This window comes from Sphingomonas sp. Leaf23 (genome assembly GCF_001421585.1).
In the GTDB taxonomy this organism is placed as follows: Bacteria; Pseudomonadota; Alphaproteobacteria; order Sphingomonadales; family Sphingomonadaceae; genus Sphingomonas.
Map to the genome: position 1 here is coordinate 704,523 of NZ_LMKR01000002.1, position 26,073 is coordinate 730,595.

The following is a 26,073-nucleotide window of genomic DNA, read 5'->3' on the forward strand; positions in this document are numbered from 1 at the left end:
GAAGGAGCGCAAACGATCGTCACCGCACCAGATCCGGTATCCGCTCGAAGATACTCGTCGTGAAATCGCTGAGCAGCCCGAGGATCATCCCCCCGAACACCGCCAGGCTGATGCCGACCACCGCCAGCTTCGGCACGAACGACAGCGTCTGCTCGTTGATCGACGTCGCCGCCTGGATCATGCCGAGGATCAGCCCGCTGAGCAGCGCCGGAATCAGGATGGGTGCCGCGACCAGCGCCAGCACCCACATCGCTTCGCGCGCGACGGTCATGAAATAGCCTGCGTCCATGGCGTTACGTCCCGAAAGAGGCGGCAAGGCTGCCCATCGTCAATGCCCAGCCATCGACCAGCACGAACAGCAGCAACTTGAACGGCAGCGAGATGATCGTCGGCGACAGCATCATCATGCCGAGCGACATGAGGACGGTCGCCACCACCAGGTCGATGACGATGAAGGGGAGGAAGATCAGGAACGCGATCTGGAACGCGGTCTTGAGTTCGCTGGTGACGAAGGCGGGCAGCAGGATCGTGAACGGCGTGTCGGCGGGCGTCGCGATCGGGCCGATCTTGGCCATCTGCGCGAACATCGTGACATCCTTGGTCCGGGTCTGCTTCAGCATGAACGCATGGAGCGGCAGGCTGGCCGCCTCGATCATCTGGGTCGAACTGATCTGCCCGGCGGCATAGGGCTTGATCGCCGTCTCGTTGATCCGGCCGATCACCGGCGACATGACGAACAGCGACAGGAACAGCGACAGGCCGATCAGCACCTGGTTCGGCGGCGTCTGTTGCAGGCCCAGCGCCTGGCGCAGCACCGCCAGCACGATGATGATCCGGGTAAAGCTGGTCATCATCAGCAGGATGCCGGGCAGGACCGACAACAGCCCCATGATGATAAGGATCTGCAGCGACAACGCCATCGGCGCATCGTTCGCGCCGCCCAGTTGCCCCAGCGCCCGGTCGAGCGCGTCGGCGGCCCCCGGCGTCGGCGCGGGTGCGGCGGGCACCCCCTGCGCCATCGCCGGCACCGCCAGGAACAGCATCAATGCGAGGCCCAGCACCGCCAGCACGAGTTCGAACCGCCAGTGCGGCAGCGTGCGCGCGGGCCGGCGGACCTTGACGGTCTGCGTCGGCACGGTCGCCATCGTCCGCCGGCGCGCGGCGGCGATCGGCGACGGCCGATAGCGCATCCGCGACAATACCGGCGCCAGCTTCCCCCCCAGGACGCTCACTTGTCGCCCCGGTCCAGCAGCGTGACCCCGTTACGGCTGACCGATACAAGCAGCAGCCGGTCGTCGAATTCCAGCACGGCCAGCTTGGTGCCGGTCGACACCATCATCGTCTCACGCACCTTGACCAGCCGTTCGCCCTGATTGCCCGGCATCCGCGCTTCCAGCCGTCGCCACAGATACAGGCAGCCGATCATCAGCCCGCACACCAGCGGCAGCAGGATGACCAGCTTCAGGATGTACGACCACATCATCAGCGGCTGACCCGCTTGTCCGGGCTGACCAGTTCGGTCATGCGCACGCCGAAGCGGTCGCCGACGGTCACCACCTCGCCCCGCCCGATCAGCGTGCCGTTGACGAACACGTCGAGCAGCTCGTTGGCGGCGCGGTCCAGCTCGATCACGCTCGATTCGCTCAGCGCCAGCAGTTCGCGCAGCGTCAGCTGCGTCGACCCGATCTCGACGGTCAGGCGGACATCGACATCCTGCAACAGCTTGAAATTGGCGGCGAGCGACGCTTCGGCGGGGAAGCCACCGGTCATCTCGTTCATTGGAATTCCTCTTCGAAACCGGGGTCGATGGAGTTGAGCTTGATCGCGGCCTGTCCGTTGGCGGTGCCGACCGTGCCGGTGCCCAGCCGCCGGTTGGCGACCCAGACGGGCACCTGCGGGCCAAAGCTGATCGGAATGATATCCCCCTCCTTCAGCTCCAGCAGCAGGGCGAGCGACACGACCGGTTCTGCCAGCACCGATCGCACCGGCAGCTTCACCGACATGACCGCACGGGTCAGGCCCGCCAGCCATTTGGGATCGGGCGCGCTCTTGCCGTGGACCTTGGTCGACAGCTGCGGCGCATGGGGTTTCAGCGCGGCGACGGGATAGAGGATGTCGATGAAGGTCGGCTCCGCATCGCCCACCGCAATGCCGAACCGGGTCGCGATCACCGCGTCCTCGCCATCGATCGCGCCCATCATCGCCGGGTTCGATTCGGGGTTGCCGGGTTCGAAGCCGATGCCGGCCAGCGGACCCCATGCCTCGCTCAGCGGCTGGGCGATCGCGCCGGCCAGCCGGCGCAGCATCGCCTCGGCCGCCGGCGAAAATTCGATCGGCAGCGGGGCGGGGGCCTCGCCGAACCCGCCGAAGAAGATATCGAGCACTTCGAGCAGGAACGCGCCGTCGAACACGATGATCGCCGGGCTTCCCCCGGTCGACAGCGTCATCGGCACCCACCCGGTCAGCCGGTCCTTGCGCCGCGCCTGCACATAGCCCGCGAATCGATCGACCTCGACCGGTTCGGACCAGCTGCGCACGCCCCGGCGCAGCAACGGTTCGAACACCTGCCGCAGCGACCGCGCCATCCGCGCCGACAGATGCTCCAGCGCGTGGAGGTCGCCGAACGGATTCAGGTTCGCCGCGCCCAGCGTGGGCACGTGCGACGCCGGGGCCGTCCGGCGGGCCCGTTCGCGGCGCTCGGGCGCGGAGGTGGATGGCGCGTTAACCATGCACGTTTACTGAACGACAAATTGGGTAAAATAAACGTTACCGACGCCGCCAAAGCCCTCTTTCTGCTCCAAAGTGTCGTTGATCGCCTTTTTGATGCGCAGCGACAGCTGTTTCTTGCCCTCGGCGGTGAACACCTGGTCCTCGGTGGTCTCGCCCAGCGCCAGCAGGATCGCCGAGCGAATCGCGATTTCATGGGTCTTCAGGTTGTCGAGCACCTTGTGGTCGTACGACGTCGAGATGGCGATGCCGACCTGGATGAAGTGCGTGCTGTCGGTCAGGTTGGAGGTGAACTCCTTGTCCATCGCGTAATAGCTCGATGCATAGCGATCGCCGCCTTCCATCTCGGGCGTCGGGCGGCCGCCCTCGCCGTTGTTGGCCGCCGCGTCGCCGCCGCCTTCGCCGCCACCCTCACCGCTACCGCCACCTTCGCCACCGCCTTCACCGCCGGCGGCGCTGGCCTTCACTTCCTCGGACTTGGGGACCAGCTTGGGCAGGTCCTTCTTGACCGCCTCATGCTCGCCTTCCTTGGCGTGCCCGCCGCCGATCAGGCCGGACGAACTGGCATACAGCCCGGCACCGACGCCACCGCCCAGCAGGACGAGGACGCCGACCGCCATGACGATGATCTTGCCGAGCTTGCCCTTCTTCTTGGCCGGTTTTTCCTCCGGCGTGTCCTTGTCGCTCATGTCATACTTCCTCAGGCGATACGATCATCGGATCGGGTGGTTTGGGTATGGGCTTGGGTCGCCGGTCGCGGCGCGCGGGGGGCGGGGTTGCCCTGATCCTGCGCCTGCCGCTGCGACTGTTGCGATTGCGCTTGCGTGCCGACATCGACCTGCATCCCGCCCAGCTTCAGCCCGCGTGCCTCGGCCATCTGCACCAGGCGCGGCTGCGCCTCGGCTAGCAGGCGCCCGGCATCGGCATTGTCGCTGCTGAAGTGGACATGCAGCTTGCCGTCATCGCCGGTGCGGATCGCCACCTCGACATCGCCCAGCGCATCGGGCGACAGGCGGATGCGGGTTTCGCCGTTGTTCGTGCCGTTCGCGTCGCGCAGCGTCGTGATCCGGTCGATCATCCCCTCCACCCATTGCGGCTGGCGGGTGTCGAGCGTGGCGCTCGCGGCATGCGCGGTCGGCGCGACCGGACGCAATGTGGCAGCCTCCGGTGCCTGCGCGGCGCCGGTGGCCGGGACCGACAGGTCGTCGTCGCGCCGCACGCGAGGGGCAGGGGCGTCGCGATCGGTGAAGCCGGCATCGACCATCGGCGCTGGCGTCTGCACCGGCGCGGCGGCGACGCGCGTCACCTGCGGCATCGGCGCGGCGGCATGGCTCTCGTGCAGAACGGCCGGCGTGATGCCGTCTGTCTCAGGTGCCGGAGGCGTCTCATCGGACACCGGCGCGGTGGAGATCCGCGTAACCGGGGGGGCAACGGTGACCGGCTGCACGGTAGGCGCGGCGACCGGCACCACCGGCGCGGCAGCCTCGCCGGCGATCGGGATGCGCTCGGCGGCGGGACCGTCCGGGCGCGCGGTCGGTGCGCTCGCGGGTGCAGGCGCAGCCATCTCCCGCTCGGCCGGGATCGCAGCGGTCGGTGCGGTATCGTTGGCGAGAGGCGCGGTCGTCGTCGCAGCGGCGTGCACCGTCGGACGGGCGCGGACGACGCCATCGACTACCACCGGCGCTGGCACGGCCGCGTCCACCGGCAAAACCATGGGTGCGACCGGCACCGTCACCGGGCCGGCGGCGGGCGTCGCCTCGCGCTGACTCTGGGCGCGCAACACCTGTGGGATCGCTGTCGACAAATCGACCGGCACGGCATCGGCGACCTGCGGTGTCGCGTTGGTAGCCGGCGCGAACGCGTCGACCGTGACCGGAGTGCTTACCGCACCGGCATCCGATAGTGTCGTTGCGGCGGGCACGATGCTCGGCGTGGCCGATGCTGCTGGCGTGGCGGGTACGGCCGCAGCTGCGAGCGCCGGCATGGCCGATGGCCTGATCAAGGGCGCGTTCGGCACGACCGCTGGTGCGACGGTCGACATGACAGGATTCACCAGCGTCGCATCGGGCGCGATGGACGGCCCAGTGGTCGGGATGGTTGGCGTGACCAGTGACTTGTTCTGCGTCGCAGCGGGTGCGGCGATCGGCGCAGCGGTCGGGATGGTTGGCGTGACCGGTAGCTTGGTCGGCGTCGCAGCGGGTGTGACGGTCGACGCCGCGATTGGGTCGGTTGGCGTGACCGGTAGCTTGGTCGGCGTCGCAGCGGGCGCGACGATCGGCGCTGCGATCGGGTCGGTTTGCGTGACCAGTGGCTTGTTCGGCGTCGCAGCGGGTGCGGCGATCGGCGCAGTGGTCTGGTCGGTTGGCGCGGCCAGAGGCTTGTTCGGCACCCCATTCGGCGCGAACGTCGATTCAGCGGTCGGAATGGCTGGCGTGACCGGTGGCGTGCTTAAGGTCACGGCGGCCGCGACGGTCGACGCCGCGATCGGTACGGTGGGCATGGCCGATGGCTTGGTTGGTGTCGCACGCGGCGCGACGGTCGGCGTAGCGCCAGAGATGGTTGGCGTTGCCGATGTCATATCGGCCGCGATAGCTGGCGCGGCGGTTTGGATGGCTGGCTTGGTCGACGTCACGCCGGGCACCGCACGCGACATGACCGGCACCACAGAGGGCGCGGTCGTCTGCGCGGCCGGCATCCTGGCCATGCGCGGCGCGGCCTGTCGCTGGTCGGGCGCTACGTCCTCGGTCTGCTGCGGCACGACGATATGCGCCGGCACGACCGTATCGGTGGCGAGCGGCGTCACCGTCCCGTTTGCCGGCGCGGCACGGGCGACCGGCGTCCTATCAGGCATCTGCGTGGCGACGGGCGCGGGGCGGGCGATCGGGGCGGGCGTCTCGGCGCGCTTCGCCATGCGCATTGGCCCCGCTCCGGCGGGGGTGGGTGCGGTGGCAACGACTTGTCCGTCCTCAATCACCAGCGCAGCCGCCGGCTTGGCACCATCGGCCAGCACGGCGGGCGGGGTCGGGAGGGCTGCGACAAGGATCGCCTCGGCCGGCTGCGGCACGACTGCCGGCGCGACGACGATCGACGGCGGCTTGGCAGCATCATCGCCGTCCTCGCTCTCGCCGGGCGGCGGCGTATCGTTCGACGGTGCGGGCTCGGCCCGTTTCACGCGTGGCGGGAGCGGGGCGAAGCGCACCGGCACCGGTAGCTGCTGCGTCGCGCGGGTCGCCACATCCTCGGCACGCGGCGGGGCGGCGGCGGGTTCGTCGTCGGGCAGTATGCCGGCCATCGCGCCGACGACCGCCGTCGCGGCCAGCACCGGCGCGACCTGCCGGGCCTGCGCCACGATCGGCGCATCGGCCTCCTGCGGCAGCATCAGCACCGCCTCGGTCGCCGATACCGGCAGCGGCGGGGCAACCGCCGGCACCGCATCGACCGGCAGGGCCGGCGCGGCAGGCATCACCGGCAAGGGGTTGCCGGTCGGGGCAGCCGCCTGCCGCTCACCCGGAACCGCATCCCCCGTCGGCACCATCCCCGCGATCAACGCGGCAAAGTCGCCCGCGCCCGACGCGACAAGCGGCAGCGCCTGCATCGCAAGCGGGGAGGTGGTGCTGGAAAGGGCCGAGAGCAATTGCATGGGTCGATCCGTCAAAGCGTTCGACCGGTCGATCAGCAAGGATCGTGCCGATTGAGACGGCGCACCGGCGGTGCATTTTCCAGCGCGCGCAGTTCACGCAACGCACGGGCGGCGTGGGCGCGCTCCAGCAGCTTTTCGACCGCGCTCTGGTCGCGCTTGGCGGCCATCGTCGCGGACTTCGCGCGGGTCAGCCCGTCATCGGCCTGCGCCACGCGGTGCTCGACGACCCGCGCGGTGGCGTGGAGTTTCTCGCGATAATGGGCGGCGGCGCCCAGCGTCTGCGCGCTGGCGCTGGGGGTCGGCACCGGCGACACCGCCTGCGCCAGATGGAGGATGCGGTCGCGCAGCGCGATCTCCTCCGCCACGCGGGCGGCGGCGCGCGCTTCCTCGGCCTGGGTCAGGTTCAGCTGCATGGTCCGCACGCGCAGCACGCGCGCCAGGCGCTTGGCCTTGTCAGACACCGAACACCCCCACCAGTTCGGCAACGGCATCGTCCAACGACACCACCTCGTCCGAATCCTGCTTCACATATTCCATGACGGCGGGATGCGCCGCCAGCGCGCCGTCGATCGCCGGATCGGTGCCGGGGCGATACGCGCCCATCAGCACCAGATCGCGATTTTCCTCATACGTCGCCAGATGCCGGCGCAGCACCCGCGCGGCGGCCAGATGCGGCTTGTCGGCGATGTCGGTCATCACGCGGCTGACCGACGGCCCCAGGTCGATCGCCGGATAGACGCCGCGCTCGGCCAGCTGCCGGCTCAGCACGATATGCCCGTCGAGGATCGACCGCGCCGAATCCACCACCGGGTCGCTATTGTCGTCACCATCGGCCAGCACGGTATAGATCGCGGTGATCGACCCGCCGGTGCGCACGCACGTGCCCGCCCGCTCGATCAGCCCCGGCAGCATCGCGATGGCCGAGGGCGGATAGCCGCGCGCCGACGCCGGCTCGCCCAGCGCGAGTCCGATCTCACGGCCCGCGTGCGCGACACGGGTCAGCGAATCGATGATGAGCAGGACCTTCTTGCCCTGTTCGCGAAACGCCTCGGCAATCGCGGTTGCCCGCAAAGCGCCGCGTATACGCAGCACCGGCGAATGATTGGCCGGCACCGCGACCACGACCGACCGCGCACGGGCATCGCCCTTGAGCTTGGTTTCGAGGAAGTCGGAAACCTCGCGGCTGCGCTCGCCGATCAGCCCGACGACGATCACATCGGCCTTGGCGGCGCGGACCATCATGCCCAGCAGCACCGACTTGCCGACGCCCGATCCCGCCATGATGCCGACGCGCTGCCCCTGACCGATGGTCAACAGCCCGTTGATCGCGCGCACGCCCACGTCCATCGGTTCGAGCACGCGGCCCCGGTCCAGCGGCGACTGGATACGCCCGGCCAGCGGCCAGCGGGTGGCACCCCGGATCGGGCCCTTGCCGTCGATCGGCTTGCCCGCGCCATCGACCACCCGGCCCAGCATCGCCTCGCCCACCTCGGCCTCGCCCGGCTTGTCGCCCGGCCGCACCAGCGCACCGGGGAGGAGGGGGGCCGGGCCGCCCAGGTTCATCATCAGCGTCCGACCGTTGCGAAACCCGATCGCCTCCGCCTCGACATGGCCGCCATCGCCGGTGCCGACCTGGCACACGGTGCCGACCGGCAGCGACAGCCCGACCGCTTCCATCAACAGCCCGTCATAGCTGGCGAGCTTGCCCGCCACCCGCGCGCGCGGGCGGAAATCGGTCGGGGCAAGGGCACCCAGATAATCGTCGGCGAAACGGTTGAGCATCAGCGCGGCACCTGCACGGTTTCGATCACGGCACCCAGCTGTTCCAGCCAGAGCGACGGACCATCCTCGACCACGGTCGAGGCGGATTCGAGGATGAAGCCGCCACGCTCGACATGGGCGTCGGCGACGGCAAATACCGCCTTGGGCAGCTTGCCCTCGACCAGCGGCATGTCAGCTTCATGCATCCGGAGGATCGCCGATTCCGCGCCATCGGCCAGCAGGTCGGCGGCGGCGTCGATCCGTTCGACCAGGTGGTTGGCCGACACGCCGACCTCCCCCACGATCTGGCGGACTAGCGTCAGCACGGTCTGGCGCAGCCGCGCGGCCATCGCCTCGCGGTCGATATGCGTCGCGGTGCCCAGCGCATCGGCCAGCTTGGCGAGCAGCGCATGGTCGCGCGCGGTGTCGGACTGGCTGGCGGCGGCAGCGGCGGCCAGCCCCTCGGCAAAGCCCGCGGCATGCGCCTCGGTCACCGGGTCCAGCGGCGACGCCACCTCGTCGACCACGGTCGAAAACGGATCCCAGCCCTCGGTCGGGTTGGCATCGGGATCGGCCGGGCGGAAATGCTTGGGGCCAGTCGACTGTGCGGCACCGGCGGCGACACCGAAATCGGCCGGGCGCACCGGCACGACGCCGGTCGCCGCGAACGGATCGGGCGCGCCGAACGCGCGGGCCAGGATATCGGCCGCCGCGACATGGCGGCTGGCGAAGCCGGCGACGAAGCCGCAGGCGGATGTCGGGGACGTGGCGCTCTCAAACATAATCGTCGTCGCCGCCGCCCATCATGATCGTCCCGTCCTTGGCCAGCTGCCGCGCGACGGTGATGACGCCCTTCTGCGCGTCGAGCACCTCGGCCAGCTTCATAGGACCGCGTGCCTCCATCTCGTCGCGAATGCCGTCGGCGGCGCGCGCCGACATGCAGCCGAGGAACCGGCCGCGCGCATTCTCGTCCACGCCCTTCAGCGCGCGCACCAGCAGGTCGCTGTCGACGTTGCGGATCAGCACGCCCAGATTCTTGTCGTCCATCTCCAGCAGGTTGTCGAAGACGAACAGCTGGTCCTCGATCTGGCGGGCGATGTCGCGGTCGATCTTGGCCAGCTTCGGCATGACCCGCGTCTCGGTCGCCTTGCGGCCCGACGACAGGATCTTGGCGGCATCCTTCGCCCCGCCCAGCTGTACGCCGGTCCCGCTGGAACGGCCGGTCGACCGGCGCGTCAGCATCGATTTCAGCGTATCGATCGCCTCGGGCGTGATCGGCCCCAGCTTGGCGATGCGGTGCAGGATCTGCGGCTGCGATGCCTCTGGCAGCCCCTCCAGCACCTGCGCCGCGACGCTCGGCTCGAGATTGGCGAGCAGGACGGCGGCGATTTGCGGATGCTCGTCCTTGATGAGGCTGACGATCTCGGCCGCATCCATCCAGTCGAGCAGCTCGATCTGGCACGCGGTCTCGACCGGCGTGATCCGGGCGAGCACGCTCTCCGCCTTGTCGGCACCCAGCGCGCGGTTCATCACCTGTTCGATATGCGGGCGCGGGTCGAAGCCGACCGTGGTGCGCTCGCGGGCCTTTTCGACGAAATCGTCGAGGACCACCGACACCTCGTCCTCGCTGACATCGGCGACGCTGAACATCGCCTTGCCCAGCTGCTGGACCTCTTCGGGTTCCAGCTTCTGCAGGATCGCGGCGGCTTCCTCCTCGCCGACCAGCATCATCAGGACGGCGGCGCGTTCGACGCCGGTCTGGATACGGACGGGGGCGTTCACGACTTGGCGTCCGACTGGATCATGTCACGGATGGCAAGCGCGGCGCGCGTCGGATTGTCGCGGGTGAAGCCGCGGACCAGCCCGACCCGGTCGTCATACCCCTGCGCGGTTTCCAGCATCGCCATGCTGACCGGTTCCGGCCCGGCGGGGGCGGTCAGCGCGGCCTGCTGCGCGGCTTCGGCGGCGGCGGCGCGGGCGGTCTCGGCGGCGGCGTCGGCCTTGCGCTTTTCGTTGATCGCCTTGACCATCGGGCGGACGCCCATGAACAGCACCAGCAGCGCGATGACGAGTGCGGTGCCGTTGCGGGCGGCCAGCGGTACCCAGTCGGCATCGTACCACGGGCGGGCGACATCGGTCGCGGTCGCATCGGGCGAGAATTTCCGGCTGATGACCGTCACCGTGTCCTGGCGCTGCTGGTTATAGCCGACCGCCGCCTTCACCAGATCGTTGATCTGCTGGATTTCGGCCGGATTGCGCGGCTTTGCCCCTTCGGGTTCGCGCAGCAGCACGGCGACCGACAGGCGACGGATCGATCCGGGGGCGGCGCGGGTCACCGACACTTCCTTGCCCAGGTCATAGGCGCGGTTGAAATTCTCGCTGGTCTTGACCGGCGGGCTGGCGCCCGGCGCGGTTCCCGGTTGGACCGTGGCACCGGCGGGGCCGGGGGTCGCAGTCGCCAGCGTCGATGCGGCAGGCGGCGTGTTGCTCAACGCACCGGGGATGCCGCCGGGGGTCGTCTCGCCGGGGGTATTGCCCTGCCAATTGCCTTGTTCGGCGCGCACCACGCCCTGCTTGTCATAGCTTTCGCGCGTCGCCTGGCTCTGGTCCAGATCGACATCGGCCTGGATCTCGGCCGAGAAATTGCCGGCACCCAGCAGCGGGGTCAGCAGCGTGTTGAGCTGCGCGCGATACTTGTCCTCGATCCGGCGCTGGTAATCGATCCGCTCGTCGGACAGGGTCGATCCCTCGCTGCCATCGGTCGGCTTGCTCAGCAGTGCGCCCATCTGGTCGATGATCGTCACCTGGTCTGCCTTCATCCCCGGCACCGAGCTGGCGACGAGGTTGACGATCGAGCGCACCTGCGCCTGCGTCAGGCTGCGGCCCGGTTCCAGTCGGACGATGACCGAAGCGGACGGCTGCGCATTGTCCCGCACGAACACCGAGGATTCGGGCATCGCCAGGTGGACGCGGGCGTCGGCGACCGATTCGATCTCGCCGATCGACTTGGCCAGTTCGGTCTCGCGCGCCTGGCGCAGCCGTTCGCCCTCGACGGCGCGCGACACGCCCATCGGCAGCTGGTCGAGGATCGCATAGCCACCCGGCGCGGCCTTCGGCAGGCCTTGGCCGGCCAGCAGGATGCGCGCGCGGTGATAATCGTCCTCGGCGACGGTGATCCCGCCCGAATCATCGACATGGCTGGTGATCTTCGCCGCGCCCAGCGCATCGACGACTGCCTGCTTGTCGCTGTCGGGCAGCTGCGGGAACAGCGTACGCTGCGGCGGGGTGGCCAGTGCCATCCATGCGAGCGCCGCCGACAGCACCAGCCCGACGATGAAGATCATCGGCAGGCTGCGCTTGACGGCGGGATTCTTCACGATCCCGCCGATCTGGGTCAGCGGATTGGCGAACTTTGTCGCGGGGGCGGCGGGAACGCCGCCTGCACCGGTGGTGGCGAGAGCGTTTTCCATATCAGACCGGCATGCTCATGATGTCCTTGTAGGCGGACAAGAGTTTGTTCCTGACCTGCATCGTGGCTTCGAAGCCGACCGATGCCTGCTGGCGCGCCATCATCACCTTCGCGATGTCCACGGTCTCGCCGCGTTCGTACATCGCCGACAATTCGCTCGCCTTGTTCTGCTGCGCGTTCACGCCCTTCAGCGCGTCGCCCATCGCCTCGACGAAGCTGGTCGGCTTCGCCGGTTCGGCCGGCACCGGGGCGGTCGCGACCTGCGCGTTCGCCTTCGACAGGGCCTGGTTCCGTTCGAGGATCTGCGCACGAAGCTGCATCACCCGGTCGACTCCCATCGCGCCGCCGACACCGCCCACGCCGCTCATGCCGACGCCGCCATCGATTGTGCGGCAGGTGCGACCAGCAGCTCGCCGGCCTCACGCGCCTTGGCAAGGCGGTAGCGCAGCGTACGCTCCGAAATCCCCAGCCGCCGGGCGGTTTCGATCCGGTTGCCGCCGCATTCCTCCAGCGTGCGGCGGATCGCCGCGAACTCGTGGATCTGCACGATGTTGGTCAGCGTCGCCGCCACCGGCTCCACCGCGCGGGGCGCGCTGGCAGTCGCGGCGACGTTGGCGGCGCTCGCCCGGTCGAACACGATGTCGTGCGCCTCGATGCGGTCGCCCATGCCCAGCAACAGCGCACGCTGGATCACATTCTCCAGCTCGCGGGCATTGCCCGGCCAGTCGTGGCGGCCGAGCAGCGCCAGCGCCTCGTCCGAAATCCACGGCAACGTGCCCCGCATGCCCGCGTGGCGCACGACCATCGCGGCGGCGAGCGCCGCGACATCGCCCGGCCGGTCGGCCAGTGCGCGGGTGCTGAGCGGAAAGACGCTGAGGCGGTAATACAGATCGGCGCGGAAGCGGCCGGCGGCCACCTCGTCCTGCAAATCGCGATTGGCGCAGGCGACGACGCGGACGTCGATCGCCTCGGCCTGGGTCGCGCCGATCGGCACGACCTCACGCTCCTGCAACACGCGCAGCAGCTTGGCCTGCAGCGGCAGCGGCATTTCCGCGATCTCGTCGAGCAGCAGCGTGCCGCCATGCGCCGCGCGGAAAAAGCCTTCGCCCGCCGCGCCGGCGCCGGTGAACGCGCCCTTCACATGGCCGAACAGCATCGCTTCCAGCATGGTTTCGGGGAGCGCGGCGCAGTTGATTGCGATGAACGGGCCATCGGCGCGCGCGCTCTCGGCGTGGATGGTGCGGGCCAGCACTTCCTTGCCGGTGCCGGTCGGGCCGTTCACCAGCACGGTGATGTCGGCGGCGGCGACCCGGCGGGCGAGTGCCTGTAGTGCCAGGCTTTCCGGATCGGCGGCGACCGCCTCGTGCCGGCCGCACAGCAGCGCCGCGGCAAAGGCATGGGCCAGCTCGGTGTCGGCATGGGAATAGGACAGGCGGGCCGGGCGGCCCCCTTCGAACGGGGTCGCCGATGCGGGGCCGTCGGCCAGGACCAGCGTGCGTGCCGCGATCGGCGGCACTTCGCCCTCCATCACCAGGAACACGTCGTTCGGCCCCGGCTTCTGTCCGGCATTGGCAAGGGCGAAGCCCTGCGCGCGCAGCGACGAAACCAGCGTGAACTTGGCGCCGAGCACGGCAGCGGATGGATAGATCGAGCGCATCGTTTCGGACATTCCCCCTGAACGGCACCCTTTTGCCGGCAAATGGTTAACGGCCGGTAAAATCCGCCCCGATTCGGCTCTGTACTCCGCGTACGCCCTCGTACGCGCGCGAGGGCCGGGGGAGGGGCGGAACTTTTTTGCTTAATACCGCCCGATGCGTGCCGTTTCTCCGGGCAGCAGCTTCGATCCCGATCGTTTCAAGGGGGGACGCGGGGCGCTGGAAGTCACACTGGAGGACACACCCAATGACCGTCATCGGATCCAACATCGGATCGCTCCGCGCCGCCAACGCCTCGTCCGCCGCCAACGACGCCCTGAAGGCCTCGATGGAGCGCCTGTCGACCGGCAAGCGTATCAATTCGGCCAAGGACGACGCCGCCGGCCTCGCCATCGCCAGCCGCATGACCAGCCAGATCAAGACGATGGCCGTCGCCGCGCGCAACGCCAATGACGGCATCTCGATGGCGCAGACCGCCGAAGGCGCGCTGGGCGAAGTCACCAACATGCTGCAGCGCATGAAGGAACTCGCCGGCCAGGCCGCGAACGGCACGCTGGGTTCGGCGGAACGCAAGTCGCTCCAGTCGGAAGTCGGTCAGCTGACCGCGCAGATCAACGACATCGCGAACAAGACCAACTTCAACGGCATCAACCTGCTCGACGGCACGGTGAAGGCCGTAACGCTGCAGACCGGTTCGCAGGCCGGCCAGACCACCTCGGTCAGCCTCACCAGCACCTCGGCGACCGCGCTCGGCCTGAACGGCTACCGCGTCGAAGGCCAGGCGACCACCGGCCGTATCGACACCGCGACCGTCGCCGTCGGCGACGTGCAGCTGAACGGCAAGAATGCCCTCGGCACCGCCCTGACCGCCGCCGACGCGGAAACGACCGCCGCCAGCATCAACGCCAACACCGGCCAGACCGGCGTGTCGGCCAAGGCATACAACACCCTGTCGGGCGGCCCGATCTCGGCCGGCGGCATCACCGCGACCGGCAGCCTGACGATCGCCGTCGGCAGCGGCACGGGCGTCGACATCACCGGCGCCAATGGCCAGGAACTGGTCGACAAGATCAACCGCGACGTGGGCGGCGTGACCGCGCAGCTCGACAACGAAGGCAAGATCGTCCTGTCGAACGACACCGGCAAGTCGATCACCATCGGCGGCACGGCATCGGGCAAGGCCGGCTTCACCGCCGGCACCTATGGCGGCTTCGTCGCGCTCCAGAGCTCGACCGGCGAAGCGATCGACATCAAGCGCAGCGCGACCGGCTCCGCCGCCAGCCTGACCGCGCTCGGCCTGAACGAAACCACCGCCAATGAAGGCGTGAAGGGTTCGGCCGTCGGTGCGACCGCGCTTGCCGTCACCGACGACGTGAAGATCAACGGCGTCGCCGTCGGTGCATCGAACGACGCATCGGCCGCATCGAAGGCCGCCGCGATCAACGCCGTCAGCGACAAGTCGGGTGTCACCGCGACTGCGACGACGAAGGCGACCGTGTCGCTCGACTCGTCGAAGATCGTCGCTGCCAACACGCTGGTCATCAACGGTTCGACCGTGACGCTCAGCGACTCCGACGGCACGACCGGCATGTCGATGTCGGACGTGGTGAAGAACATCAACGATGCCGGCATCAGCGGCCTGGTCGCGTCGAGCGATGACAAGGGCAACCTGATCCTCACCTCGTCGACCGGCAACGACATCACGCTGAAGGACGGCACCGGCGGTACCTCGGCGGGCATGGTCATCGGCATGAAGGGCGATGACGGCGGCGGCTCGACGGGTGCGATCGGCACCGGCCTGACCCTGCGCGGTCGTGTCGAGCTGAAGTCGGACACCGGTGCGGAAATCCGTGTCGAAGGTTCGGACACCTCGCTCGCCAAGGTCGGCGTGTCGGCACAGGGCGGTTCGGCCGATACGGTCGGCGGCGCGCTGAACGTCTCGACCCAGGCGAATGCCGCGGTGGCGATGAACGCCATCGATAAGGCGCTCGACAAGGTTTCGTCGATCCGCGGCGACCTCGGTGCGGTCCAGAACCGTCTGCAGGTTACCGTCAACAACCTGACGACCACCTCGTCGAACCTGCAGGAAGCGCGCAGCCGCATCGAAGACACCGACTTCTCGGCGGAATCGACGGCGCTCGCCAAGGCGCAGATCCTCGGCCAGGCGTCGACCGCGATGCTCGCCCAGGCGAACCAGTCGCAGCAGGGCGTGCTGAAGCTGCTCGGCTAATCCCGGCTCCGCCGCCGCCGCTCCCCCTTGATGAAGGCGGTGGCGGCGGAACTCCCGGCGACGGGACCAGCCCCCGGTGACCCGATACGGTCACCGGGGGTTTCGGCGTTTCCGATGTCTGTGCGCAGACTCTATATATAGCGCACACCCAAGATCCTCCCCGCTGCGCGGGGAGGGGGACCATGCGCAGCATGGTGGAGGGGGGGGCGTATCCCACCACACCCCCAGGATCCCCGCGCAGGCGGGGACCCAGAGTCCCAAACACAACGGCAGCCGCCCACAACCCTGGGCCCCGGCCTCCGCCGGGGTACGCCGAGGTGGAGTAGGGCGAACCGCCACTTTCCTACAACCTGCCCGCTACGCTAACCTCCGTAACCCGCTCTTTCCTATCGCCGCCGCCCACTCAACGTCCCACCACACCGCGCGCGCAAACAGCGCACGAGTGTGAACTTTGTGAACTTTGGACGCAAAAACGGGGCCAGACTCCCTGTCCGACCCCGCCCAAGTACCTGATAACAAACCGAAACCTATCCGGTCGCCCGCGCCAGCGCCTTTTTCAGCTTCTCATGCGCCGCCTTCTTGATCTGGCAGATACGCGCCGCGCCGACGCCCAGCACCTGCCCGATTTCCTCGAGGTTCAGTTCCTCGACATAATAGAGCTGGATCACCTGTGCCTCGCGTTCGGGCAGCGCGCCGATCGCGGCGATCAGGGTCTCGCGCAACTGCCCTTCGGCCAGCGCCTCGAACGCGTCGGGGCCGTCGTCCATGAACCACGGTGCTTCGTCGGTATAGACGTCGTCGATCGAATCGAACTGCACTGACTGGACATCGGCATAGTCGACCCGCAACCGCCCCAGCGGCACGCCCAGCCGGTCGGCGATCTCGGCCGGCACCGGCGCGCGGCCCAGTTCGACCGTCAGGGTCGATACCGCCTTCGCATAGTCGCGCCGCCGCTTCATCGCGCCCCGGCTGATCGTCGCCTGCCGGCGCAGCTCGTCGATCATCGCCCCGCGCAGCCGGGTGGCCAGATACTGCTCGAACGTGACCGTCCCCCGGTCCTCGAACATCGGCACCGCCTCGACCAAGGCGACCAGCCCGACCTGCACCAGATCCTCGACATCGACCATCGTGCTCATATGGCCATGGACGTGCCACGCGATGCGACGGACCAGCGGCAGATGGCGGCGGACGATCGCATCGCCGTCGTTCGGCCTCGCCGTCCGGGTATAGACCGGGACGCTCAGCTCGGGCTGGGGAAAGAAGGGGGCGTTCATGCTGGGATGGCCTCCGGGGCACCGATGACGGCGACGACTTCGACTGCCTTGTCCTCGGGAACTTCGAAGAAGCTCATGACCGGGGTGTCGGGCAGGCAGGTTTTCACGAGCTTGCGGATCGCGACGCGGATCGACGGCTGCACGACCAGCGCGAACGGCTTGGCCTCGGCCATCAGCGGCTGCGCGGCATGGGTCAGCGCGTCGACGATGCGGCGGCCGAGGTCCGGCTCGATCGCATGGCGGCGGCTCGGGTCATTGCGCATCGCCTGCCCCAGCAGCGCTTCCAGCTGCCCTTCGAGGGTCATGACCCGCAGCGGCTCGCGCACGCCGCACAGCTTCTGGATGATGAGCGCGCCCAGCTCCGGCCGGATCAGCTCGACGATCTCGTCGGCATCCTGCGTCCGCTGCGCGACCACGACGATGGCGGCGGCGATACGGCGGAATTCCTTGAGCGTGATATTCTCGGCCAGCAGCGCACGCAGCACCTGCGTCAGCGTGGTCAGCGACAGCGGGTTCGGGCACAGCGCCGCGACCAGGTTGGCGGCGCGGTCTTTGAGGCCATCGAGCAGCGACTGTACCTCGTCCGGGCCCAGCAGCTCGGTCGCGTTGACGGTCAGGACGTGGTTCAGATGGGTGGCGATCACGGTTCCGGCATCGACCACCAGATAGCCCGCGCCGGTCGCGGCATCGGCATCGCCCGGCTGGATCCAGATCGCGTCGAGGCCGAAGGTCGGGTCCTTCGCGGTCTTGCCGTGCAGCAGCCCGCCGACCGCCTGGCCGGTGTCTAGCGCCAGCATCTCGGTCGCCGACGCCATGTCCTCGCCGACGACCACGCCGCCGATCGAGATGCGATAGGTGTACGGGGCGAGGTTGATGTCGTCGCGCACCTTCACCTGCGGCACGACGAAGCCCAGTTCCTTGGACAGCTGGCGGCGAACGCCGGTGATCCGGCTCATCAGCGGCGCGCCTTTGCGCTCGTCGACCAGCGGCACGAGGCCGTATCCGATGTCGAGCATGATGTGGCAGGTGTCGGCCACTTCCTCCCAGCCGATCTTCGACAGGTCGGCGGCTTCGGGCAGTGCCTCGACCGGCGGCGGGGGCGGGGGGGCGTTCTTCTGCTTGGCGAGCTTCCACGATGCGAAGCCGGCGATGCCGGCGGCGGGTGCCAGCACCAGGAACGGCATCCCTGGCAGCATCGCCAGCAGCCCCAGGATACCGGCGACCGGTGCCCAGGTGCGGTGCGACGCGAACTGGCTGCCGATCTGTCCGGCCAGATCCTGTTGCGAGGTGGAGGTGACGCGGGTCACGATGGCGGCGGCGGCGATCGACAGCAGCAGCGAAGGGACCTGCGCGACCAGCGCGTCGCCGATCGCCAGCAGCACATAGGTCTGTGCCGCCTGTCCGACCGCCATCTGGTGGCTGACGACGCCCAGGATCAGGCCACCGACGATATTGATCGCGAGGATCAGCAGGCCGGCGACCGCATCGCCCTTCACGAACTTCGACGAACCGTCCATCGCGCCATAGAAATCGGCTTCGGCGCCGGTCTCGATGCGCTTGTTGCGGGCTTCGTCGGGGGTGATCAGGCCGGCGTTCAGGTCGGCGTCGATCGCCATCTGCTTGCCGGGCAGGGCGTCGAGGGTGAAGCGCGCCGACACTTCGGACACGCGACCCGCGCCCTTGGTCACCACGATCATGTTGATGATGATCAGGATCGAGAAGACGAAGAGACCGACGACATAGTCGCCGCCGATCAGGAAGGTGCCGAACGCCTCGATGACATGGCCCGCCGCCGCTTCGCCCTCATGGCCGTGGACCAGCACGACGCGGGTCGATGCGACGTTCAGGCCGAGGCGGAACAGCGTCGCGAACAGCAGCACGGTCGGAAAGGCGGAAAAGTCGAGCGGCTTTTGCGCGTTGAGCGCGACCATCAACACCGCGATCGAGATCATGATGTTCATGACGAAGAAGATGTCGAGCATGAACGCCGGGATCGGCACGACCATCAGCAGCACGAGCAGCAGGATGGCACCGGGCAGCGCCGACCCGCGCAGCGCGGGCAGGATGCTCTTGGGATTGCTCAGGATCGCCTGCATCATGCGTTACCCAGATTGGCGAGGATCGAATAGGCGAGCCGCGCCGATTCAGGGGTCGGGCGATAGAGCGAGGCCATTTGCGTGGGGGTAGCCGCCGCGTCGCCGCCACGGCTGCGCACGACGTTCAGATTGGCGAGGGTGGTGGTCAGCCACGCCGCGTCGCCGCCCTGCGCCTCGTTCCCCATGATGACGTCGCCGTCGAAGCCGTTCATCATGACGGCGGGCTGCATCCGGTTGACCGGGAAGCCGCCCTGCATGTCGGTCATGTCGACCCCACTGCCGCCGCCGGCCTTCGCCCCGCGATCCAGCTTCGTCGCCATCTTGTCGTAGATTTCGGCGAGCGAGCGCGGCTGGCCGCCGGCACCGTAGAAGATCGAGCGGTTGGCGCGGGCCGCGGCGGGGAACATGTCCGCCGCCGACCGATCGGGATTGCTCTGCATCGACGTCAGGAAATGGCGCGCACCGCCCAGCCCCAGGAAATGCGCCATGTAGAGGTCGGCGCCGGTCGCGCTGCGGCCCAGCGCACTCTCCAGCGCGGTCTTGTTGTCGGCGGCATGTTCGGCGGCCATCAGCGACGATGCCTGCGGGTCGCTGCGCAGTTGGAGGATCGCGCGGCGCGTGGCCGGGTCGGCGACATAATAGCGGCCGTTGCTGCCTTGGCGGATGCTGTCGGCGGCCCAGCCCATGCCGTGCTCGGCACCATGCGCCTTCACCACGCCCAGCCAGCTCTGCTCGACGAACTGGTAGAGGCCGGTCGCGGTCGAGGTGCCGGCGCGTGCGTTGGTCTGCAGGCCGCTTTCGACCTGTGCCTGGCCCAGCAGGAAATTGAAATCGACACCCGTCCGCGCGCTCGCCTTCGCGATCGCGCTGTGGACATAGGATCGGGATTCTACCGGAACGACACTCATCGGGCTATGCTCTGCTTCCCCTGTTCAGGAGGGAGCACAGCAAGCGTCGTGCCAGTTCGGGATTCGTCGCGGTGGCGCGTTCAGCGATACGCCGCTGCGGCCATGCGCTGCGGCGAGGCGGCAATGCCTGGCCGGTATGCCGGCAATCCGCCGCCGGCCAGCTGGTCGATCCGCCGGCGGACATTGGCCGCCATCAGGTTGACGTAGATGCGCGCGGTCTCGTTCAGCCGCTGCGCCTCGCGTGCCAGCGTTTCCAGCTCGGCGTCGAGCGGCAGGTCGTCATTGGCGGCAACCGCCTCGATCCCCTTCAGCTTCATTGCCGTGGCGGTTTCCAGCGCGGTCACATCGTTGGTCTGCAGGGCCGCGATCTCGGCGTGCAGGCTGTCGATGATCTGGATCAGCGCATCACGCCGGTTCATTGCTGTTCCAATCGAGTTTCAGGGCGATGAGCCGGTCGGCGATGGTGGCGGGCGACAAGGGGAAGCGGCCCTCCGAAATCGCCTTGCGGATCGTCGCTACCCGGTCGGTATCGACCGGTGGCGACGACGACATCGCCTGGGCGGTGGTCCCGCTCGCCAGCAACGATACGCCGCTCTTGGCGGGCGTCGCATCCTGTGGCGCCTGTGGCGTTTCGGTGCGTGTCTGCCCGTCGGTACGCGCGACACCGCGCCCACCGATCGACGAAACCAGCCTTGATCCGACAGAATCCACCATGTCCCCGTCCTTTGCGAACTGCTGACATGAGGAGAAACGGCGGCATCCCGAACTTCTTTAGCAAAAATTACTGGGAGATTATTTTTTCGGGAATCAGCCGGTGAAGCCCGGCAGCGCGGCCCGGCCCGATTCCAGCGCGATCGCCTGGATCGGCGGCTTGGCCGGGTCGATCTTCACCATCAACCGACCCCCCACCGGCGCATCGCCCATCGCCACGCCGTCGCGGGTGATCGAAAAGCCGGGGGCGCCGGCCTCCACCATGATCGGGTCGCCGCGGCGGATGACCGGTTCGGGCTTGGCGGCGACGACCGCTGCCGGAGCCGCGGCGGGGCGTTCGGGCGCCACGCGGGTCAGGCGGCGGACGGGCACATAGACTTTCCACGTCGGCGCCATGCAGCTGATGACCACCGCGTCCTGCCGGTCGGACAGCCAGCCGAATTGTGGCATCGGACAACGCGCCAGCTTCAGCCGGGGATCGACCGGCATCTGCGCGCCGCCGTCCATGCCGATGCTGGCCCCGGTGAACTGCACCACCGCCTCGTCGAGCTGCGCGGTCGACTGGAATGTCTGCGCGACCGCCGCGGGGGCGGCGAGCAGCAGTGCGGCGAACAGGCTGTAACGGATCATTTCTCTGCTCCATCGGCAGGGGCGGCAAGCGGGGCTTGCCGGTCGGCAACGGCTTGCCGCTCACCGGCAAAGCCCAGGTCGATGAACACGCCGCGCCCGCCGGTGCCGGGCGGTGCGAAGGCGATCTGTGCGGGCGTCGCGGCACCTTCGCGGACCAGCAGCGCGGCAACGGCACGCGCCCGGTCGGTGGCGAGGATCGCGGCGCTGCCGGTCGCGGGGTCGACGTCACCATCGGTGCCGCCGGTCAGCGTGACGGCGATACGCCGGTCGGCCGCCGCGCCACGGACGAAATCGACGCTGCTCGCGGTGCCGGCGGGCAGGGCGGCGGAGCCGGCGGCAAAGCCGTCGATCACCGCGCGGTCGACCGTCATCGGGATCGGCTGGGCATCGAACCCGGCCCGGATACCGGCGGTCAGTGCGCGCTTGTCGACCGCCTGTGCTGCCTGCAGGAACACGAAGAACCCGACCAGCAACAGCGACAGGTCGGCAAGGGTGGTCAGCCACAGCGGGCGACCGGGGGCGGTATCGAAACGGTTCATTCTCATTCTGCGGCCTCCCGGAATTGTGGGCGCTCCCGCTTGGCGAGCGCGACCAAAGGTGCCTCGAACCGGGCACGTTCAAATGCTTCGGCACGGGCCAGCCGACGCAGCCGGCCGGCGATCGGCATGCCGACCAGCGCGGCCAGCACCGCGCCGTAGAGCGTCGACAGCAGCGCGATCGCCATCGCCTGCCCGATTGCGGTCGGATCGGTCATCGCCATGAACATCCGAACCAGCCCGACCAGCGTGCCGACCATGCCCAGCGCCGGCGCCAGTTCGGCGACAGCGGCCCACATGTCGGCGGCGGCAAGGTGGCGTTCGGCGCGGGATTCGTTGCGATGGCGCAGTGTCGCGGCCACCCCCTCCGGCCCGGTGCCGTCGACGATCGCGGCGATGGCGTCGGCAATGTCGGGATCGGCGATCCGCGACCGGTCGAGCGACATCACGCCGTGATTTTTGGCGATACGGCCCAGCGCGGCGATCTGGGTCAGTCCGTCGCCGGCCGAAAAGGGGCGTCGGCCGATAACGGCAAGTGCGCGGATCGCGCGACCCAGGTCGCCCGGCGGCGTGCGGATCAGCAGCGCGAACACGGTGCCGCCGACCACGAAGGCGGCGGCGACCGGATCGGCATAGGGGGCGAGCGCGGAAGCATCCATGCCCGCTTCCCTGCAAACACGGTGCCAGTTTTGCGGCGGCAAGCGATTGCCGGCTGCGGTTGCCGTTTGCCGGTGGCGGGCGGCAACGTGGCCGATTTGCAGATCGGCGGCGGCGCTGGCGTGAAATTGGCACGCCCTTTGCTGTGATCCCGTGTGACGCGCATCCGGCGCGCCGACTTTGGGATCGTCCGATGGCCGACAATGCTCTGTTCGGGATACACGGCACCGCGCTGCAGGTGCGGGCGCAGCGCATGGGCATGCTCGCATCGAACATCGCCAATGCCTCGACGCCGGGGTTCAAGGCCAAGGATGTCGACTTCCGCGCGGCGCTGGCCGGCGTCGAGCAGGGCGGCAATGTCGACCGCTCGATCGACAGCAACACGCTCTATCGCCGGCCGCTCCAGCCCTCGCTCGACGGCAACACCGTCGAACTGGTCACCGAACAGACCGCCTTTGCCGAGAACGCCGTGGCGTATCAGACGACGCTGGCGTTCCTGAACGGCCGCATCTCCACCATCACCCGCGCGCTGAAGGGGGAATAAGCCCATGCCCGCACCCATGAGCATCTTCGAAGTATCGGGCCGCGCCATGTCGGCGCAGCTGATCCGGATGAACACCACCGCTTCGAACCTGGCCAATGCCGGGGCGGTGTCGACGACCGAGGCGGGCGCCTATCGCACGATGAAGCCGGTGTTCCGCACCAGCTTCGACGCGGCGAGCGGCCTTGCCACGGTCGACGCGGCACAGGTGGTGACGGCGGGCGAGGCACCGTCCAAGCGCCACGATCCCGGCAACCCGCTGGCCGATGGCGAGGGGAATGTGTGGGAAGCCGCCGTCGATGAACCGCGCGAGCTGGTCGACATGCTCGATGCCGCCCGCACCTATCAGAACAATGTCGAGGTGATGTCGACCGCCAAGTCGCTCATCACCGAAACGCTCCGGCTGGGACGCTGATCATGACCACCACCGCCATCCAGAATATTCCGACGGTCAAGGGCGCCAGCGACGCCTCGGCCAAGGCAAAGCTCGGCCAGCGCTCGCTGGGGCAGGACGATTTCCTGCGCCTGATGACCGCACAGCTGCAATATCAGGACCCGTTCAACCCGACCGACAATACCCAGATGGTCGGGCAGATGGCGCAGATGTCGTCGCTGTCGGGCATCACCGAAATGACCTCGACGCTCAAGACGCTGGCGAACCGGCTGGCCGGCAGCGGGACGAGCGACGCGGTGTCGTGGATCGGGAAGGCGGTGCTGACCGATGGCGCCACCGCGACCGCCGACAGCAAGGGCAATGTGACCGGCGCGGTCGAACTCGACAAGGACGCCGCGCAGGTGAAGGTCGAGATCCGCGACGCCGAAGGCAACCTTGCCCGCGCGGTGTCGCTGGGCGCGCAGCCCGCCGGCCTGGTTGATTACCAGTGGGACGGAAAGACCGATGCGGGCACCGCCGCCGGCGCCGGTCCCTACACCATCAGTGTCGCGGCGACCGATGCCGGCGGACAGGTGGTGAAGGCCCGCAACCTCGCCTGGGCGGGGGTATCCTCCGTCATGCCCAATGGCGGCAAGCCGATGCTCACGCTCACCAGCGGCGAGCAGGTGCTGGCCGACACCGTTCGCAAGATCGCCTGATTTCCACCCTCTTCATCTGAATTTTCGCAGGAGCAACCCGCATGTCCTTCTATACTTCGCTATCCGGTCTGAAGGCCTCGCAGGTCGACATGGCGTCGATCTCGCACAACCTCGCCAACGTCGGTACGACCGGCTTCAAGAAGAGCCGCGCCGAATTCGCCGACGTGATCGCATCGAACCTGGCCGTCGCACCGACGCAGATGGTCGGGTCGGGTACCGTGGTGAAGGGCAACCGCCAGCAGTTCGGCGAAGGCAACCTAGTCCAGTCGTCGTCGTCGCTCGATATCGCGATCGCCGGTGACGGGTTCCTGGCGCTCAAGCAGGACCCGACCAAGGACGGCCTGACCTTTACCCGCAACGGGTCGCTGCGCGTCGATGCGAACCAGTTCGTGACCGATGCGCAGGGCGCGCGGCTGCAGGTCTATCCGGTCGACGGTTCGGGCAACGTCGTCGCCACGACCCGCGCGTCGCTGACCGACCTCGTGCTCGCGAGCACGTCGGGCAAGCCGGCGGGCACGAACAACGTGTCGCTCGATCTGAACATGAACGCCCGCTCGGTCGTACCCGATACCGCAAAGTTCGACCGGTTCGATTCGACCAGCTACAATGAATCGATCGCCACCACCGTCTATGACGGCGCGGGCAATCCGATGACGATGACCACCTATCTGAAGCGCACGACCGCGCCGGTGGTCACCACGCCGCCGGCCGCCGAGGATTTGTCGAGCACTTGGGAAGCCTATAGCTTCGTCGGCGATCAGCCGCTGACCACCGGCAGCCCCGCCGCGCAGGCCGTGCCGGTCCAGTTCGACAATACCGGCAAGCTCACCACCGCCGTTGCCGCGACGTTCAATTCGTTCATGCCGGCCAGCGGCGTCGCGCAGCAGCAGATCACGCTGAACATTCCCACCACGTCGGCGGCGACCACCAAGCCGTTCAAGTTCACGCAGGGGCAGGACGGCATCGCCGTCGGCCGGTTGCAGGGCGTGACGATCAACGAAAAGGGCATCGTCACCGCCAGCTATTCGAACGGCGATACCAAGGCGCTGGGCCAGGTCGCGATCGTCAACTTCTCGAACTCGGCCGGCTTGCGTCAGATGGGCAACAGCAATTGGCAGGCGACCGGCCTGTCGGGCGATCCCAGCTTCGCCAGCTCGGGTGAGAACGGCGCGGGTTCGCTGATGTCGGGCATGATCGAAGGGTCGAACGTCGACATTACCGAGGAACTGGTCAGCCTGATCGCCGCGCAGCGCAATTTCCAGGCGAACTCGAAGGCGCTCGATACCTCGAACCAGATCACGCGGTCGATCCTCGACCTGCGGGCGTAAGGCATGAAACTGGCATGACCCTTGCTGTGTAGCGAGGGTCATACTTGGGAGGTTTCGATGGACCGGCTGGTCTACACCGCAATGTCGGGGATGCGCGGCCACATGGCGTCGCAGGCGACGATCGCGAACAACATCGCGAACGCCTCGACGATCGGGTATCGCGCGGACAAGGTGGATTTCGAGCAGCTGTTGCTGAAGGGCAAGAACGGCGAACTCGAAACCCGCTCGCCTTCTTCCGAAGAGGTGCGCGACATGGATCGCCGGGCCGGCGCGATCCTCGCCACCGGCCGCCCGCTCGACATCGCGATGGAGGGCGACAGCTGGATGGCGGTGCAGGGCCTCGACGGCACCGAAGCCTATAGCCGGCGCGGCGACCTGCAGGTTTCTGCCGCCGGCACGCTGGAGACCGGCGATCGCTTGCCGGTCATGGGTGCCGCCGGGCCGATCACCGTGCCGCCCTACCAGTCGATCTCCATCACCGCCGACGGCCGGGTGATGATCGTGCCGCAGGGCGCGGCGCCGGGCACGCCGGACCAGGAAATCGGACAGATCAAGCTGGCGAGCACCGCCGGCAGCCAGACGGTCAAGGGCATCGACAACCTGCTGCATGTGCGCGGCGGCGGCGTCCTGCCCGGCGACATGACCGCCAAGGTGCGCTCGGGCGCGCTCGAACAATCGAACGTCAACATGACGCAGGCGCTGGTCGACATGATCGAGAACCAGCGGTCCTACGAAGTGCAGGCGGGCATGCTGAAGCAGGCGAAGGAGATGGATGAATCCTCCGCCAACCTGATGCGCGTCCAGAGTTAAGGGGAAGA

Annotated in this window: 27 protein-coding genes and 2 pseudogenes; 7 read left to right on the forward strand and 22 right to left on the reverse strand. The window is 68.3% G+C overall.

Annotation, left to right across the window (positions count from 1 at the left end):
- Window positions 1-19 precede the first annotated feature (19 nt).
- The 14 genes from fliQ to ASE67_RS07130 all read right to left on the reverse strand — a co-directional run bounded on the left by fliQ (window position 20) and on the right by ASE67_RS07130 (window position 13,254).
- A complete protein-coding gene (fliQ, locus tag ASE67_RS07065; RefSeq protein WP_055758396.1) occupies window positions 20-289 on the reverse strand; it encodes a flagellar biosynthesis protein FliQ in 270 nt (89 codons plus the stop codon).
- A gap of 4 nt (window positions 290-293) precedes the next feature.
- Window positions 294-1,145, reverse strand: a complete 852-nt coding sequence (fliP, locus tag ASE67_RS07070; RefSeq protein ID WP_055759280.1) for a flagellar type III secretion system pore protein FliP — start codon at window positions 1,143-1,145, stop codon at window positions 294-296.
- A gap of 83 nt (window positions 1,146-1,228) precedes the next feature.
- Window positions 1,229-1,483 carry a FliO/MopB family protein gene (locus tag ASE67_RS07075; protein ID WP_055758399.1) on the reverse strand — a complete coding sequence of 85 codons (255 nt, stop codon included), beginning with the start codon at window positions 1,481-1,483 and terminating at the stop codon, window positions 1,229-1,231.
- The gene (gene fliN / locus ASE67_RS07080) at window positions 1,483-1,779 is read right to left on the reverse strand and encodes a flagellar motor switch protein FliN (RefSeq protein ID WP_055758402.1); all 297 of its coding nucleotides are present in this window, start codon (window positions 1,777-1,779) and stop codon (window positions 1,483-1,485) included. Before fliN ends, ASE67_RS07075 begins: the two co-directional genes overlap by 1 nt.
- Window positions 1,776-2,729, reverse strand: coding sequence for a flagellar motor switch protein FliM (locus tag ASE67_RS07085; protein ID WP_055758405.1), 954 nt, complete (start codon window positions 2,727-2,729; stop codon window positions 1,776-1,778). Before ASE67_RS07085 ends, fliN begins: the two co-directional genes overlap by 4 nt.
- Window positions 2,730-2,735: 6 nt before the next feature.
- Window positions 2,736-3,416: a flagellar basal body-associated FliL family protein gene (locus ASE67_RS07090; RefSeq protein ID WP_055758408.1), complete on the reverse strand. Its 681-nt coding sequence runs from the start codon at window positions 3,414-3,416 to the stop codon at window positions 2,736-2,738.
- 11 nt (window positions 3,417-3,427) lie between these two features.
- Window positions 3,428-6,367, reverse strand: a complete 2,940-nt coding sequence (locus ASE67_RS07095) for a flagellar hook-length control protein FliK (protein ID WP_156348537.1) — start codon at window positions 6,365-6,367, stop codon at window positions 3,428-3,430.
- Between the two features lie 32 nt (window positions 6,368-6,399).
- Window positions 6,400-6,828 carry a hypothetical protein gene (locus ASE67_RS07100; RefSeq protein WP_235511824.1) on the reverse strand — a complete coding sequence of 143 codons (429 nt, stop codon included), beginning with the start codon at window positions 6,826-6,828 and terminating at the stop codon, window positions 6,400-6,402.
- Entirely contained in the window at window positions 6,821-8,149 is a 1,329-nt protein-coding gene (locus ASE67_RS07105) for a FliI/YscN family ATPase (protein ID WP_055758417.1), read from the reverse strand. Before ASE67_RS07105 ends, ASE67_RS07100 begins: the two co-directional genes overlap by 8 nt.
- Window positions 8,149-8,910, reverse strand: coding sequence for a FliH/SctL family protein (locus ASE67_RS07110; RefSeq protein ID WP_055758421.1), 762 nt, complete (start codon window positions 8,908-8,910; stop codon window positions 8,149-8,151). Before ASE67_RS07110 ends, ASE67_RS07105 begins: the two co-directional genes overlap by 1 nt.
- Window positions 8,903-9,910 carry a flagellar motor switch protein FliG gene (fliG, locus tag ASE67_RS07115; RefSeq protein WP_055758423.1) on the reverse strand — a complete coding sequence of 336 codons (1,008 nt, stop codon included), beginning with the start codon at window positions 9,908-9,910 and terminating at the stop codon, window positions 8,903-8,905. Before fliG ends, ASE67_RS07110 begins: the two co-directional genes overlap by 8 nt.
- Window positions 9,907-11,598 (reverse strand): flagellar basal-body MS-ring/collar protein FliF, encoded by a 1,692-nt coding sequence (fliF, locus tag ASE67_RS07120; protein ID WP_055758426.1) that lies wholly within the window; start codon window positions 11,596-11,598, stop codon window positions 9,907-9,909. Before fliF ends, fliG begins: the two co-directional genes overlap by 4 nt.
- Window position 11,599: 1 nt before the next feature.
- Window positions 11,600-11,965: a flagellar hook-basal body complex protein FliE gene (gene fliE / locus ASE67_RS07125; protein WP_055758429.1), complete on the reverse strand. Its 366-nt coding sequence runs from the start codon at window positions 11,963-11,965 to the stop codon at window positions 11,600-11,602.
- Window positions 11,962-13,254, reverse strand: coding sequence for a sigma 54-interacting transcriptional regulator (locus tag ASE67_RS07130; protein WP_055759283.1), 1,293 nt, complete (start codon window positions 13,252-13,254; stop codon window positions 11,962-11,964). Before ASE67_RS07130 ends, fliE begins: the two co-directional genes overlap by 4 nt.
- A 245-nt stretch (window positions 13,255-13,499) precedes the next feature.
- On the opposite strand from ASE67_RS07130, the pseudogene ASE67_RS18560 reads away from it, so the two are divergent.
- Both ASE67_RS18560 and ASE67_RS18565 read left to right on the forward strand, forming a co-directional pair.
- Window positions 13,500-14,381: pseudogene (locus tag ASE67_RS18560) on the forward strand (flagellin N-terminal helical domain-containing protein); the annotation flags it as partial.
- An 849-nt stretch (window positions 14,382-15,230) separates the two neighbouring features.
- Window positions 15,231-15,482 (forward strand): annotated as a pseudogene (locus tag ASE67_RS18565) (flagellin); the annotation flags it as partial.
- A 527-nt stretch (window positions 15,483-16,009) separates the two neighbouring features.
- Here ASE67_RS18565 and ASE67_RS07140 read toward each other — a convergent pair.
- The 8 genes from ASE67_RS07140 to ASE67_RS07175 all read right to left on the reverse strand — a co-directional run bounded on the left by ASE67_RS07140 (window position 16,010) and on the right by ASE67_RS07175 (window position 22,296).
- A complete protein-coding gene (locus ASE67_RS07140; RefSeq protein ID WP_055758435.1) occupies window positions 16,010-16,756 on the reverse strand; it encodes a sigma-70 family RNA polymerase sigma factor in 747 nt (248 codons plus the stop codon).
- Window positions 16,753-18,852 (reverse strand): flagellar biosynthesis protein FlhA, encoded by a 2,100-nt coding sequence (gene flhA, locus ASE67_RS07145; RefSeq protein ID WP_200922190.1) that lies wholly within the window; start codon window positions 18,850-18,852, stop codon window positions 16,753-16,755. The genes ASE67_RS07140 and flhA overlap by 4 nt, the downstream gene beginning before the upstream one ends.
- Complete coding sequence (locus ASE67_RS07150; RefSeq protein ID WP_055758438.1) at window positions 18,852-19,760, reverse strand: hypothetical protein; 909 nt, start codon at window positions 19,758-19,760, stop codon at window positions 18,852-18,854. Before ASE67_RS07150 ends, flhA begins: the two co-directional genes overlap by 1 nt.
- Window positions 19,761-19,840: 80 nt before the next feature.
- On the reverse strand, window positions 19,841-20,179 hold the full coding sequence (locus ASE67_RS07155; protein ID WP_055758441.1) for a hypothetical protein: 339 nt from the start codon (window positions 20,177-20,179) through the stop codon (window positions 19,841-19,843).
- The gene (flgM, locus tag ASE67_RS07160) at window positions 20,166-20,474 is read right to left on the reverse strand and encodes a flagellar biosynthesis anti-sigma factor FlgM (protein ID WP_055758444.1); all 309 of its coding nucleotides are present in this window, start codon (window positions 20,472-20,474) and stop codon (window positions 20,166-20,168) included. The genes ASE67_RS07155 and flgM overlap by 14 nt, the downstream gene beginning before the upstream one ends.
- A gap of 93 nt (window positions 20,475-20,567) precedes the next feature.
- The gene (locus ASE67_RS07165) at window positions 20,568-21,101 is read right to left on the reverse strand and encodes a hypothetical protein (protein WP_055758448.1); all 534 of its coding nucleotides are present in this window, start codon (window positions 21,099-21,101) and stop codon (window positions 20,568-20,570) included.
- On the reverse strand, window positions 21,098-21,640 hold the full coding sequence (locus ASE67_RS07170; protein WP_235511825.1) for a flagellar motor protein MotB: 543 nt from the start codon (window positions 21,638-21,640) through the stop codon (window positions 21,098-21,100). The genes ASE67_RS07165 and ASE67_RS07170 overlap by 4 nt, the downstream gene beginning before the upstream one ends.
- Window positions 21,641-21,642: 2 nt before the next feature.
- The gene (locus ASE67_RS07175; RefSeq protein WP_055758454.1) at window positions 21,643-22,296 is read right to left on the reverse strand and encodes a motility protein A; all 654 of its coding nucleotides are present in this window, start codon (window positions 22,294-22,296) and stop codon (window positions 21,643-21,645) included.
- 191 nt (window positions 22,297-22,487) lie between these two features.
- Between ASE67_RS07175 and flgB the strand changes: the two genes are divergently transcribed.
- Genes flgB through ASE67_RS07200 form a run of 5 tightly spaced genes read left to right on the forward strand, consistent with a single transcriptional unit; the run spans window position 22,488 to window position 26,065 of the window.
- Entirely contained in the window at window positions 22,488-22,838 is a 351-nt protein-coding gene (gene flgB / locus ASE67_RS07180; protein WP_055758458.1) for a flagellar basal body rod protein FlgB, read from the forward strand.
- A gap of 4 nt (window positions 22,839-22,842) precedes the next feature.
- Window positions 22,843-23,250 carry a flagellar basal body rod protein FlgC gene (gene flgC, locus ASE67_RS07185; RefSeq protein ID WP_082456994.1) on the forward strand — a complete coding sequence of 136 codons (408 nt, stop codon included), beginning with the start codon at window positions 22,843-22,845 and terminating at the stop codon, window positions 23,248-23,250.
- A 2-nt stretch (window positions 23,251-23,252) separates the two neighbouring features.
- Window positions 23,253-23,927 (forward strand): flagellar hook assembly protein FlgD, encoded by a 675-nt coding sequence (locus tag ASE67_RS07190; protein ID WP_055758466.1) that lies wholly within the window; start codon window positions 23,253-23,255, stop codon window positions 23,925-23,927.
- A gap of 41 nt (window positions 23,928-23,968) precedes the next feature.
- Window positions 23,969-25,255 carry a flagellar hook protein FlgE gene (locus tag ASE67_RS07195; RefSeq protein ID WP_055758470.1) on the forward strand — a complete coding sequence of 429 codons (1,287 nt, stop codon included), beginning with the start codon at window positions 23,969-23,971 and terminating at the stop codon, window positions 25,253-25,255.
- A 57-nt stretch (window positions 25,256-25,312) separates the two neighbouring features.
- Window positions 25,313-26,065 (forward strand): flagellar basal body rod protein FlgF, encoded by a 753-nt coding sequence (locus tag ASE67_RS07200; RefSeq protein WP_055758472.1) that lies wholly within the window; start codon window positions 25,313-25,315, stop codon window positions 26,063-26,065.
- Window positions 26,066-26,073: the final 8 nt, after the last annotated feature.

Coding starts and splice junctions, on each gene's coding strand:
- ASE67_RS07085 (WP_055758405.1), bottom strand. CDS start 2,729: ATGGTTAACGCGCCATCCACCTCCGCGCCCGAGCGCCGCGAACGGGCC.
- flgM (WP_055758444.1), bottom strand. CDS start 20,474: ATGGTGGATTCTGTCGGATCAAGGCTGGTTTCGTCGATCGGTGGGCGC.
- flhA (WP_200922190.1), bottom strand. CDS start 18,852: ATGCAGGCGATCCTGAGCAATCCCAAGAGCATCCTGCCCGCGCTGCGC.
- fliN (WP_055758402.1), bottom strand. CDS start 1,779: ATGAACGAGATGACCGGTGGCTTCCCCGCCGAAGCGTCGCTCGCCGCC.
- fliQ (WP_055758396.1), bottom strand. CDS start 289: ATGGACGCAGGCTATTTCATGACCGTCGCGCGCGAAGCGATGTGGGTG.
- ASE67_RS07095 (WP_156348537.1), bottom strand. CDS start 6,367: ATGCAATTGCTCTCGGCCCTTTCCAGCACCACCTCCCCGCTTGCGATG.
- ASE67_RS07130 (WP_055759283.1), bottom strand. CDS start 13,254: ATGCGCTCGATCTATCCATCCGCTGCCGTGCTCGGCGCCAAGTTCACG.
- ASE67_RS07170 (WP_235511825.1), bottom strand. CDS start 21,640: ATGAACCGTTTCGATACCGCCCCCGGTCGCCCGCTGTGGCTGACCACC.
- ASE67_RS07155 (WP_055758441.1), bottom strand. CDS start 20,179: ATGAACCGGCGTGATGCGCTGATCCAGATCATCGACAGCCTGCACGCC.
- ASE67_RS07175 (WP_055758454.1), bottom strand. CDS start 22,296: ATGGATGCTTCCGCGCTCGCCCCCTATGCCGATCCGGTCGCCGCCGCC.
- ASE67_RS07150 (WP_055758438.1), bottom strand. CDS start 19,760: ATGAGTGTCGTTCCGGTAGAATCCCGATCCTATGTCCACAGCGCGATC.
- ASE67_RS07200 (WP_055758472.1), top strand. CDS start 25,313: ATGGACCGGCTGGTCTACACCGCAATGTCGGGGATGCGCGGCCACATG.
- ASE67_RS07110 (WP_055758421.1), bottom strand. CDS start 8,910: ATGTTTGAGAGCGCCACGTCCCCGACATCCGCCTGCGGCTTCGTCGCC.
- ASE67_RS07140 (WP_055758435.1), bottom strand. CDS start 16,756: ATGAACGCCCCCTTCTTTCCCCAGCCCGAGCTGAGCGTCCCGGTCTAT.
- ASE67_RS07165 (WP_055758448.1), bottom strand. CDS start 21,101: ATGATCCGTTACAGCCTGTTCGCCGCACTGCTGCTCGCCGCCCCCGCG.
- flgB (WP_055758458.1), top strand. CDS start 22,488: ATGGCCGACAATGCTCTGTTCGGGATACACGGCACCGCGCTGCAGGTG.
- ASE67_RS07075 (WP_055758399.1), bottom strand. CDS start 1,483: ATGATGTGGTCGTACATCCTGAAGCTGGTCATCCTGCTGCCGCTGGTG.
- fliP (WP_055759280.1), bottom strand. CDS start 1,145: ATGGCGACCGTGCCGACGCAGACCGTCAAGGTCCGCCGGCCCGCGCGC.
- ASE67_RS07190 (WP_055758466.1), top strand. CDS start 23,253: ATGACCACCACCGCCATCCAGAATATTCCGACGGTCAAGGGCGCCAGC.
- ASE67_RS07090 (WP_055758408.1), bottom strand. CDS start 3,416: ATGAGCGACAAGGACACGCCGGAGGAAAAACCGGCCAAGAAGAAGGGC.
- fliE (WP_055758429.1), bottom strand. CDS start 11,965: ATGAGCGGCGTGGGCGGTGTCGGCGGCGCGATGGGAGTCGACCGGGTG.
- ASE67_RS07195 (WP_055758470.1), top strand. CDS start 23,969: ATGTCCTTCTATACTTCGCTATCCGGTCTGAAGGCCTCGCAGGTCGAC.
- ASE67_RS07105 (WP_055758417.1), bottom strand. CDS start 8,149: ATGCTCAACCGTTTCGCCGACGATTATCTGGGTGCCCTTGCCCCGACC.
- flgC (WP_082456994.1), top strand. CDS start 22,843: ATGCCCGCACCCATGAGCATCTTCGAAGTATCGGGCCGCGCCATGTCG.
- fliF (WP_055758426.1), bottom strand. CDS start 11,598: ATGGAAAACGCTCTCGCCACCACCGGTGCAGGCGGCGTTCCCGCCGCC.